Source organism: uncultured Phenylobacterium sp. (assembly GCF_902826855.1).
In the GTDB taxonomy this organism is placed as follows: Bacteria; Pseudomonadota; Alphaproteobacteria; order Caulobacterales; family Caulobacteraceae; genus Phenylobacterium.
The window spans coordinates 1-7,889 of sequence record NZ_CADEGK010000203.1; the positions used below are offsets into that span (position 1 = coordinate 1).

10 protein-coding genes are annotated in these 7,889 nt (G+C 69.5%); 6 read left to right on the forward strand and 4 right to left on the reverse strand.

Annotated features, from left to right (window positions below):
* Positions 1-67 precede the first annotated feature (67 nt).
* Together QZV94_RS20630 and QZV94_RS20635 are read right to left on the reverse strand one after the other, a co-directional pair.
* Positions 68-676, reverse strand: a complete 609-nt coding sequence (locus QZV94_RS20630) for a site-2 protease family protein (RefSeq protein ID WP_293681307.1) — start codon at positions 674-676, stop codon at positions 68-70.
* Between the two features lie 172 nt (positions 677-848).
* Positions 849-1,547, reverse strand: coding sequence for a cytochrome c family protein (locus QZV94_RS20635; RefSeq protein WP_293681310.1), 699 nt, complete (start codon positions 1,545-1,547; stop codon positions 849-851).
* Positions 1,548-1,693: 146 nt separating this feature from the next.
* Here QZV94_RS20635 and QZV94_RS20640 point away from each other — a divergent pair, with 146 nt between their 5' ends.
* The 4 genes from QZV94_RS20640 to QZV94_RS20655 all read left to right on the forward strand — a co-directional run bounded on the left by QZV94_RS20640 (position 1,694) and on the right by QZV94_RS20655 (position 4,701).
* Entirely contained in the window at positions 1,694-2,434 is a 741-nt protein-coding gene (locus QZV94_RS20640; protein ID WP_293681313.1) for a 3-deoxy-manno-octulosonate cytidylyltransferase, read from the forward strand.
* The gene (locus QZV94_RS20645; RefSeq protein WP_293681316.1) at positions 2,427-3,299 is read left to right on the forward strand and encodes a prephenate dehydratase; all 873 of its coding nucleotides are present in this window, start codon (positions 2,427-2,429) and stop codon (positions 3,297-3,299) included. Before QZV94_RS20640 ends, QZV94_RS20645 begins: the two co-directional genes overlap by 8 nt.
* 73 nt (positions 3,300-3,372) lie before the next feature.
* Positions 3,373-3,891 carry an STAS domain-containing protein gene (locus QZV94_RS20650; RefSeq protein ID WP_293681319.1) on the forward strand — a complete coding sequence of 173 codons (519 nt, stop codon included), beginning with the start codon at positions 3,373-3,375 and terminating at the stop codon, positions 3,889-3,891.
* A gap of 54 nt (positions 3,892-3,945) precedes the next feature.
* Positions 3,946-4,701, forward strand: a complete 756-nt coding sequence (locus tag QZV94_RS20655; protein WP_293681322.1) for an enoyl-CoA hydratase — start codon at positions 3,946-3,948, stop codon at positions 4,699-4,701.
* On the opposite strand, the gene nudC is transcribed toward QZV94_RS20655, so the two are convergent.
* Positions 4,698-5,639: an NAD(+) diphosphatase gene (nudC, locus tag QZV94_RS20660; protein WP_293681324.1), complete on the reverse strand. Its 942-nt coding sequence runs from the start codon at positions 5,637-5,639 to the stop codon at positions 4,698-4,700. The two genes, QZV94_RS20655 and nudC, sit on opposite strands and share 4 nt — an antisense overlap.
* Before the next feature lie 116 nt (positions 5,640-5,755).
* On the opposite strand from nudC, the gene yghU reads away from it, so the two are divergent.
* On the forward strand, positions 5,756-6,634 hold the full coding sequence (gene yghU / locus QZV94_RS20665) for a glutathione-dependent disulfide-bond oxidoreductase (RefSeq protein ID WP_293681326.1): 879 nt from the start codon (positions 5,756-5,758) through the stop codon (positions 6,632-6,634).
* A 94-nt stretch (positions 6,635-6,728) separates the two neighbouring features.
* A complete protein-coding gene (locus QZV94_RS20670; protein WP_293681328.1) occupies positions 6,729-7,547 on the forward strand; it encodes an SDR family oxidoreductase in 819 nt (272 codons plus the stop codon).
* On the opposite strand, the gene QZV94_RS20675 is transcribed toward QZV94_RS20670, so the two are convergent.
* Complete coding sequence (locus QZV94_RS20675; RefSeq protein WP_293681331.1) at positions 7,544-7,885, reverse strand: VOC family protein; 342 nt, start codon at positions 7,883-7,885, stop codon at positions 7,544-7,546. The two genes, QZV94_RS20670 and QZV94_RS20675, sit on opposite strands and share 4 nt — an antisense overlap.
* Between the last annotated feature and the right edge of the window lie 4 nt (positions 7,886-7,889).

Genomic DNA, 7,889 nt, shown 5'->3' on the forward strand with positions numbered 1-7,889 from the left:
AGCCTGTTACCAAGGGTGTGGCAGAACGCCGCCGAGAGCCCGCATCATGCGGCGGGGAGCGGCCGCTCTAGCGCCAGAAGTGGAACGCGTTCCAGCCGGCCTGCATGGCTTCGCGCGGCACGCCCAGCGCCGCGCTCAATCCCGCGGCGGCGCCGAACAACGCCGCGCTCGCCCCCGGCAGAAGGAACAGCGCGGCCAGCAGCAAGAGGAGGCCCAGGCCCTCATAGCGGTGGAGGACCGGTCCCCAGGCGCGGGGCAGGAACGGCCGCATGGCGTTGAACCCGTCCAGGCCCGGAAACGGCAACAGGTTGAGGATGAGGGCGGTGGCCTGCAGGAAGGCCAGCATGGCCAGGGCGTCGAACAGGGGGGTGGGCAGGGCGGCCTGCGACCAGAGGCTCAGGACGTAGGCCAGTACGATGAGCACCAGGAGCGTGGCCATCGGTCCGGCGAGGGCCGCGGCGGCGCGCCAGGCGGGGCTCCGCATCAGGTCGTTGCGCAGGTAGACCGCCCCGCCCGGAAAGCCGATGCCGCCCAGCGCCAGCGCCAGCAGGGGGATCACCAGGCTGACGCCCACATCGCCGTACCTGCGCGGATCGAAGGCGAGGTAGCCCTTGGCCCGAACGGTGCTGTCGCCGCCCAGGTGCGCCGTCAGCGCATGGGCGAACTCGTGCGCCATGACCGCCAGAATCCAGCCGAGCAGGATGAAGGCGAAGGTCAGCGGCGTCCGGACGGGCGGCGTGAGTTGCAGCGCAGCGCCCGCCGCGAGGAAGGCTCCCAGTACGGCGAGGCCGACGAGGTTGTTCGGCGGCTTCGCCGAGGCCTTGGTCGCCGGTGGGGTGGCGGCCAGCCTAGGTCTTCGGCGCAGGGGCCGCTGGCGTGGCCGCCGCGGGCGGGGCCGCGCTTGGGGCTGCGGGGTTGTTCTCGCCCGTCGCCGGACCTTCGGCGGGCGACGCGGCCGGGGCGTCTGCGGCTGGCGCCGCCGCGCCGGGGGCGCGGGACGGATCCGGCGCCGGGACCGGGAGGGTCCCGCCCTCGCTCTTCAGGTAGGCGATGATGTTGACGCGGTCTTCCGACTTCTTGAGTCCGACGAAGGTCATCTTGGTGCCCGGAAGATACTTCTGCGGCGCCTTCAGGTACTCGTAGAGGTGATCGTAATCCCATACCGGCTGCTTGCCGCCGAGCTCGACCATCGGGGCCGAGTAGGCGAAGCCCGCGTGGCCGCCGGGCTTGCGGCCGAGCGCGCCGTGCAGGTTCGGACCGGTGCCGTTGGCGCCCCCTGCGGCGATCGTGTGGCAGGACTGGCACTTGGCGAACACCGCCGCCCCGGCGGCCACGTCCGCTGTCGGCAGGACCGTGCCCCAGTCGGGCAGGGTGTCGGCCTCGGCTGCGCCGCCTTCGCCGGCCCCTTCGGCCACCGCGACGGCATAGCCTGGCGTCTTGGCCGGATGCTGCGCGAACACGCCTCCGGTCAGTTGCGTAAGGCCGACGATCAGGAGGCCGGTCGCGAGACCAGCGCCTGCGATCTTATTGAACGTGAGGTCGCTCATGGTCCCCCGGTTACGCCTCTCAACCCCCACGGCCCAGCCACCGCGGACGCGCGGGAATCCCGCCCCTTATTGCGTGCGGCTCTCTTACACGCTACCGGCGCTCGCGCAACCGCCCAAGCCCTAGTTTCCCTGGCCCTCCTCCCGCGATGAACCCCGTCGTCCTGATCCCCGCGCGCATGGCCGCGACCCGCCTGCCGGGGAAGCCCCTTGCCGACATCGCCGGTATACCCATGATTGTGCGCGTGATGCGCCAGGCGCAGGCTGCCGGGATCGGGTCCGTCGCGGTGGCTGCGGGAGACGCGGAGATCGCCGAGGCGGTCGAGAGGGCGGGCGGTCGCGCGGTGCTGACCGATCCTGGCCTGCCATCCGGGAGCGACCGCATCCTGGCGGCCCTGAACGAGATCGACCCGGGCGCGGACCACGACGTTGTGGTCAACCTGCAGGGCGACATCCCCTTCGTGTCGCCGGATGTGCTGCGCGCGACGGTGAACCTGCTGGGCGCCCAGCCCACCTGCGACATCGCCACGGTGATGGTCGCGGAAACCGATCCGGCCGAACGCGCCAATCCCGATATCCCCAAGGTGGTGGCCGCGATGCAGCCGGACGGGCGGAGCGGCCGGGCCCTCTACTTCACCCGCTCCGTGCTGTATGGGGACGCGCCGGTGTGGCTGCACCACGGCGTCTACGGCTTCCGTCGTCAGGCGCTGATCCGGTTCACGGCCGCCCCGCCCTCGCCGTTGGAGCTGCGCGAGCGCCTGGAACAGCTGCGGGCGCTGGAGATGGGCATGTCGATTTGGGCGGCGGTGATCGACGCGGCCCCGATTTCCGTGGACAACCCCGCCGACCTCCAACGGGCCAGAGACTACGCAAGGACGCATAATGAGTAGCTCGAAGGCCCAGCCGGAACGGGGAGCTGCGGGACGCATCGCCTTCCAGGGCGAACTCGGCGCCAACAGCCACGAGGCCTGCACCGCGGCCTTCCCCGAGATGGAGCCCGTACCGCACCCGACGTTCGAGGAGGCTTTCGAGGCGATCAAGACAGGCGACTGCCAGCTGGGGATGATCCCGGTGGAAAACTCCATCGCGGGCCGTGTGGCCGACGTGCACCACCTGCTGCCGGCCTCGGGCCTGAAGATCATCGGCGAGCGGTTCAAGCCGATCCACTTCCAGCTGATGGCGAACAAGGGCGTGAAACTGGAGGACCTGAAGACGGTCCAGACGATGGCCATCGCACTGCACCAGTGCCGCAAGACGGTGAAGCGGCTGAAGCTGAAGGGCGAGGCGGTGGGCGACACGGCCGGCGCGGCCCGCATGCTGTCCGAACGTCCCGACCCTACCCGTGCGGCGATTGCGCCGGCCCTCGCGGCGGAGATCTATGGCCTGGAGATCCTGGCCCGCGACATCGAGGACGAGCACCACAACACCACGCGGTTTCTGGTGATGACCGCGGACCCCAGGCCCGCGCCTCCAGCCTTCACCAGCCCCTGCGTGACCAGCTTCGTGTTCCGGGTGCGCAACCTGCCGGCGGCGCTCTACAAGGCCCTGGGCGGCTTCGCCACCAACGGCGTCAACATGACCAAGCTCGAGAGCTACATGGAGAACGGCGCCTTCACCGCCACCTTCTTCTACGCCGAGGTCGACGGGCGGCCGGAGGACCGCGGCCTGGCGCTGGCCTTCGATGAGCTGAAGTTCTTCTGCGAGAAGTTCGAGATCCTCGGCGTCTACCCAGCGGACCCGTTCCGCAGCCGCTGACGGCGTGGGCGTCGGAACGGCAACGCCGCCTGCTGCGTTGAGGCCCTCAATCGAGCGGCCGACAGTGGACTCCATGGCGATCTCGCAACACCCCAGAGCCGACGAGACTGCGCGCAGGGTTGCGCGCGATCATGACCAAGCGGTGGTCGCCCTCGACGACGAGCGGAGCTTTGCGCCGCGCCGCGGCCGATCCGGAGGCGCGCCGCCGCAGGTCGTGGCCTTCGCGGCCGGGACGATCGATCAGGCGCGCGCTGGCCACATCCTGATGGTCAGCGTCCGCGAGACCGAGGTGGACTCACAGAACTGGGAGCCCTTCGCCCGCTGGCTGGTGGACGAGGTGCGCTGCGTCAGCGGCGACGGCGCCCTCATCCTGGACCTGCGCCGGGTGACGCGTCTGTCCTCGCGCGGCCTGCGCGCCCTGGCGTTGGCCTGGCAGGAGCTGGCGCACGGCGGCGTGATCGCGGTGTGCGGGCTGTCCCCAATCCTGCGGGAGATTTTCCAGATCTCGCAGTACGACCGCCTGTTCGAAATCCACCCGGACGCCGCCGCCGCTTTCACCGCACTCTCAGCAACCCCGCAGGCGGCCGACTAGCCACGCGTCGAGACGGTTGACTCCCGCTGCGACAAGCGCGGTCAACATGCGGGCATGACCGATCCCGTCCTCCGCTCCGAACGCCACGGCAAGGTGGCTCTCCTCACGCTAAACCGGCCGCAGGCGCGCAATGCTCTGAACGCTGCGCTGGCCGGCGCGCTCTGCGACGCCATCGCGGCGAGCCAGGACGCCGGATGCATCGTCATCACCGGTGCGGACCCGGCGTTCTGCGCCGGCCTGGACCTGCGCAACCTGGGCGTCGAGACCCTGGCGCAGCTGCCGTCCTACACCGCCGCCCAGGTGGGTTCGAAGATCCCGATGATCGCCGCGGTCAATGGGCCGGCGGTGACGGGCGGGTTCGAGGTCGCCCTGCTGTGCGACTTCATGATCGCCTCCGAGCGGGCGGTGTTCGCCGACACCCATCTGCGCGTGGGTGTTTACCCCGGCCCGGTGGTGGTGGACCTGCCGCGGCGGGTGGGGGGCGCCTGGGCCAGGCAGATGTCGCTCAGCGGCGACTTCGTGGACGCCCAGACGGCCCTGCGCATCGGCCTGGTGAACGACGTGGTCCCGCACGACGAACTCCTGCCGAGGACCATGAAGATCGCGCAGGCCATCGCCGAACAGCCGCGTGACATGGTGGTCGCCCTGCGCGCCGACTGGGATGAGAGCGTCGACGTGCCCGTGGCGGAGGGAAGGCGCGTGCATACCCGTCACGCCATCGACGGCGGCTTCGGCAGGAACCGCGGCGAGGACATCGCCGCCCGGCGCGAAGCGGTGCTGGCGCGCTCGCGGGACCAGCGCGGCGGCTAGGCTTCCTCCGCCCAGGCGCGGATCAGCTGATGGGCGATGGCCATCGCCGGCGGGCAGAAGGTGTCGGGCAACTGCCCGGCGAGCAGCTGTTTTGCCTCGGCGCGGGTAAACCAGCGGATCTCGTCCAGCTCGGTTTGGTCCGGCGCGCCCTCCTCGTCCTCCACCTCGGCCAGCAGGCCGATCATCAGCGATGACGGGTAGGGCCAGGGCTGGGTGGAGTGGTAGCGGACGCTCAGGGCGTGCAGCCCGGCCTCCTCGTTAAGCTCGCGGGCGCAGGCCTCCTCGATCGACTCGCCGGGCTCCAGGAAGCCGGCCAACGCCGAGAACATGCCCTTCGGCCAGATCGCCTGGCGGCCCAGCATGCAGCGCTCGCCATGGTAGGCCAGCATGATCACCACCGGATCGGTGCGCGGGAAGTGCTCGACGCGGCAGGACGGGCACTGGCGCTTCCAGCCGCCGTCCATCGCCTCCGAGGGCTGGCCGCAGTTGGCGCAGAACAGGTGGCGGCGGCGCCATTCGAACATCTGCTTGGCAGTGGCCATGATCGCCGCGTCGGTCGGCGGCAGCTGCAGGGCCACCTGCCGCAGGTCCTTGAATTCGCCGAATCCGGCCAGCGGGCCCTGGGCGGGATCGGCCTCGCCCTCGATGTCGACTGCGAAGATAGCCGTGCCCTTCCACAGCCCCATGAACAGCAGCCGCTCCTTGCCGCCCGCCATCTCGCCCACCAGCTTGGCCGGCAGGTAGGCGATCTGCACCCCCCCGTTCCCCCCGTCTTTGCCTCCGGTCTTCTCGACGAATGGGTTGCCGTTCCAGATGGCCACGCCGAGCGAGTCTGGCGACGCCAGTTGTTCGGCCAGCCAGTCCGTGTTGGTCCGGCGGTCGGAGGCCCGGTCGAGCGGGTTGCCGGCGAAGGTGTTTTGGAAGAAGTCGAGGGCCATGGCTGCGTTGTTAGCGCGGGATCCGGCCAAGCCCAAGCTCTGCCCTCGCGTCAGGACTCGCCAAACCGGGGCCGGCGCCCCACATCGAAACCTCAGCCTCGCCCCAGGAGCCCCCGATGTCCGAAGCGCCCCCACCCCCGAACCACCCGGCTGACTATGTCCCGCCGAAAGTCTGGAGCTGGAACAAGGAGAACGGCGGTCGCTTCGCCAACATCAACCGCCCGATCGCCGGCCCCACGTCCGAGAAGGTGCTGCCGGTCGGAAAGCACCCCTTCCAGCTGTATTCGCTGGGCACGCCCAACGGGGTGAAGGTGACCATAATGTTCGAGGAGCTGCTGGCTCTCGGGCACAAAGGCGCCGAGTACGACGCGTGGCTGATCAACATCGGGTCAGGCGATCAGTTCAGTTCCGGCTTCGTGGAGATCAACCCGAACTCGAAGATCCCCGCGCTGATGGACCGCTCCGGACCCCAACCGATTCGAATTTTCGAATCCGGCGCGATCCTGCTCCACCTGGCCGAAAAGTTCGGCGCCTTCCTGCCCACGGAACCTGCCAAGCGCGCCGAGGTGCTGTCCTGGCTGATGTGGCAGATGGGCTCGGCGCCCTATCTGGGCGGCGGCTTCGGCCACTTCTACGCCTATGCGCCGTTCAAGATCGAATACGCCATCGATCGCTTCGCCATGGAGGTGAAGCGTCAGCTCGACGTGCTGGATCGCCGGCTGGCCGAGAGCGAGTACCTGGGCGGAGCCGACTACAGCATCGCCGACATCGCAGTCTGGCCCTGGTACGGGTTCCTGGCCAAGGGCCTAGCCTATGAGAGCGGCGAGTTCCTCGACGTGAAGAGCTACAAGCACGTCCAGCGCTGGACCGCTCAGATCAACGAGCGCCCGGCGGTGAAGCGCGGGAGCATCGTCAACCGCGCCGGCGACGGCAACCTGCCCGAACGCCACGACGCCAGCGACTTCGACAACGTGGGCCAGAAAGCGGCCGAATAGCGCCGCAGGCCTCTCGACCACGAAGACCACGAAGGCGCAGGGGAAGCCCCGGCCAGCGAAGCCCCTTTGTGGTCTCCATGGTCTTCGTGTTTGGATGCTCAAGGCCCTCGCGGGCGGAAATAAGGACGGGGAACGCGCCATGGACCTGAAGGATCGCATCATCGTCGTCACGGGGGCGGCCAGCGGCATCGGCCGCGCGCTGGCCCAACGATTTCACCAGGAGGGGGCCAAGCTGGTCGTCTGCGCCGACCGCGATGAGGCTGGGGTCAAGGCCACGGCGGCGGGGATCGGCGGCGTCGCGTTCACGGTGGACGTCTCGAAGGAGGCCGAGATCGCGGACCTGATCGAGACCGTCGAGCGCGATCACGGCCCGATCGACCTGTTCTGCTCCAACGCCGGCATCGGGGTCGGCGGCGGCGCCGAGACGCCCGACAGCCAATGGCAGCGGATCTGGGACATCAACGTCATGGCCCACGTCTGGGCCGCCCGCCACCTGGTGCCTCGGATGGCCGCGCGCGGCGGCGGCTATCTCCTGAACACCGCCTCGGCCGCGGGGCTGCTGTCGCAGATCGGATCGGCGCCGTATGCGGTGACCAAGCACGCCGCGGTCGGCCTGGCCGAGTGGCTCGCCATCACCCACGGCGACGAGGGCATCAAGGTCTCTGTCCTGTGCCCGCAGGCGGTGCGCACGAAGATGACGGCCAGCAATCCCGACGGGGTGGCCTCTATCGACGGCATGATGGAGCCGGAGGAGCTGGCCGAGGTCTGCGTGCGCGCCATCGAGAAGGAAGAATTCCTCATCCTGCCGCACCCTCAGGTGCTGGAGTACATGCGCAACAAGACCGCCGACTACGGCCGCTGGATCGGTGGCATGCGCAAGCTGAACCGACGGTTCGGCGGCCGAGGCATCTAACGCGCGGCTGGGCCGCGGACGCAGGCCTCGATGTTGTTGCCGTCCGGGTCGAGCACGAAGGCGCCGTAGTACTCGCCGGCGCCCTCGCGGGGCCCCGGCCCGCCATTATCGCGGCCGCCCGCACCAAGCGCGGCGCGATGGAACGCATCGACCGCCGCCTTGCTGGGAGCGATGAAAGCGATGTGGGCCTGGTTCAGTCCAGCGCGCGAGCCTTCGACCCAATAGGATGGGCGCAGCGTCCCGATCCACAAGTATGGGATCGGCTCGTCGGCGCTTTTGCCGAAGAGGAATGACTGCTCGCTGTTGGAGGCCGTGGCCACGCCGAGAGGCGCGGCGATGGCG

Coding starts and splice junctions, on each gene's coding strand:
- QZV94_RS20630 (WP_293681307.1), bottom strand. CDS start 676: ATGGCGCACGAGTTCGCCCATGCGCTGACGGCGCACCTGGGCGGCGAC.
- QZV94_RS20635 (WP_293681310.1), bottom strand. CDS start 1,547: ATGAGCGACCTCACGTTCAATAAGATCGCAGGCGCTGGTCTCGCGACC.
- QZV94_RS20640 (WP_293681313.1), top strand. CDS start 1,694: ATGAACCCCGTCGTCCTGATCCCCGCGCGCATGGCCGCGACCCGCCTG.
- QZV94_RS20645 (WP_293681316.1), top strand. CDS start 2,427: ATGAGTAGCTCGAAGGCCCAGCCGGAACGGGGAGCTGCGGGACGCATC.
- QZV94_RS20650 (WP_293681319.1), top strand. CDS start 3,373: ATGGCGATCTCGCAACACCCCAGAGCCGACGAGACTGCGCGCAGGGTT.
- QZV94_RS20655 (WP_293681322.1), top strand. CDS start 3,946: ATGACCGATCCCGTCCTCCGCTCCGAACGCCACGGCAAGGTGGCTCTC.
- nudC (WP_293681324.1), bottom strand. CDS start 5,639: ATGGCCCTCGACTTCTTCCAAAACACCTTCGCCGGCAACCCGCTCGAC.
- yghU (WP_293681326.1), top strand. CDS start 5,756: ATGTCCGAAGCGCCCCCACCCCCGAACCACCCGGCTGACTATGTCCCG.
- QZV94_RS20670 (WP_293681328.1), top strand. CDS start 6,729: ATGCTCAAGGCCCTCGCGGGCGGAAATAAGGACGGGGAACGCGCCATG.